The organism is Massilia sp. TSP1-1-2, assembly GCF_049896185.1.
GTDB lineage: Bacteria > Pseudomonadota > Gammaproteobacteria > Burkholderiales > Burkholderiaceae_D > Telluria_A.
The window spans coordinates 1-1,557 of record NZ_JAFCTU010000087.1 but is presented as its reverse complement, the minus strand read 5'-3'; the positions used below and the strand labels follow the sequence as shown (position 1 = coordinate 1,557).

Annotated in this window: 1 protein-coding gene and 1 pseudogene; one reads left to right on the top strand and one right to left on the bottom strand. The window is 70.8% G+C overall.

Features of this window, described 5'->3' with window-relative positions:
• Positions 1-487: pseudogene (locus tag ACP7BV_RS26925) on the top strand (MFS transporter); the annotation flags it as partial.
• Here ACP7BV_RS26925 and ACP7BV_RS26920 read toward each other — a convergent pair.
• A partial coding sequence (locus tag ACP7BV_RS26920) for an ATP-binding protein (protein WP_426107964.1) occupies positions 408-1,557 on the bottom strand: 1,150 nt, incomplete at its 5' end. The pseudogene ACP7BV_RS26925 and the gene ACP7BV_RS26920 overlap by 80 nt on opposite strands.

Genomic DNA, 1,557 nt, shown 5'->3' with positions numbered 1-1,557 from the left:
GTGGCTGGTGGAAGTGGCCGGCTACGGCGCGCGCGGCATCGCCTGGCTGACCGCCGCCATGTGCGCGCTGATGACGCTCACGTCGCTGTATGCGGGCGGCCCCAGCACGCAAGCCCCGCTGCGCCGCGCCAGCTGGTATGCGCTCGCTTGCGCCGGCGCCATCGCGCTCGTCGGCCTGGGCAATGTCTGGATCGCCCTGGCTGCCATTGTCCTGTTCGGGGTGCCCAATGCGCTGTATAACGCCACCGTGCCCGCCTGGTGCGCGGAGCGCTTTGGCGCGCTGGGGCAGGGCGCCGTCATGGGCTTGCTATCGACCACCTTTTGCCTGGCCAATATCTTGATGGCGCTGGCCGGCTCGGTGCTGACGCTGGTCGACACGCGCCTGATCCTGCTGCTGGGCGCCGCCTTTACGGCTTGGTCGGCGTGGCGCCTGCAAGGCTGGCGCGCTCAGATGGCGGGCGTGGCGCCGGTGCACCCGGCAAGGTGACGGTAAAACGGCAGCCGGCGCCGCCGGCACCGGCTGCCAGCGTCACGCTGCCGCCCTGGCGCGCGCAGGCCTGGCGCACGATCGCCAAGCCCAGTCCAGCACCGTGCGCGTCCTGCCGCTGGCCCCGATAGAAGCGTTCGAACACCAGGTCGCGCTGGGCCGGCGCGATGCCCGGTCCGTTGTCCGTCACCGTCAGCGTCAGCGCGCCGTTGCTGGTGGCCAGCTCCAGCGCCACCTGGCCCCCTTGGTGCACGTAGCCGATGGCGTTGCCCACCAGGTTGTGCAGGATCGAGCGCAGCGCATGCGCTTCGAGCCGGTGCATCAGTACATCGGGCGCCTCCAGCGAAAGTTCGATGCGGCGCGCAAAGGCCGCGGGCGCGAGCAGCGCCAGTTCATGGCGCACCAGCGCCGCCACATCGATGTCGGCCAGAGCGCGCTGCTCGTCGCTGTCGACGTGCGCCAGCGCGAGCAGTTGCGCGATCAGGTGCGAGGCGCGCGCGATGCCGTGTTCGAGCTGGCGTTCGGCGTCGCTGCGCTGCGCGCCGTCCGGCGCCTTGACCAGCACGTGGGCCTGGGCCGCGATCAGTGCCAGCGGTGTGCGCAGTTCGTGCGCGGCGTCGGCGACAAAGGCGTGCTCACGCTCCATCTTGGCGCGCAGCTGCGCGAACAGGCGGTCGAGCGAGCCGGTAAGCGGCAGCAGCTCTTCGTAGCTGGTCGGGTTCACCAGCGGGTGCAGGTCGTCGGGCCCGCGCGCAGCGATCGACTGCGACAGGCTGCGCAGCGGACGCAGGCCGCGCGCCACGGCAATCCAGAGCGGCACCAGCATCAAGGGCAGGGTCAGAAAGGCGATCAGGGCCAGGTTGCCGCTTATGCGCCGAAAGTCGGTCGCCAGATCCGGAACCTGCCTTGCAACGGCCAGGCGCCAGCGCGCGGAACTGACCGCATAGGCGCGGTAGCGCTGGCCGTGCAGTTTCAGCGGGTGCGGGCCGGGCGCGCCGTTGTCGACGGCCACGCCCTCGGCCTGGGGTGACAGGTACAGCACGCGTCCATCCGGATAGCTTACCTGCAGC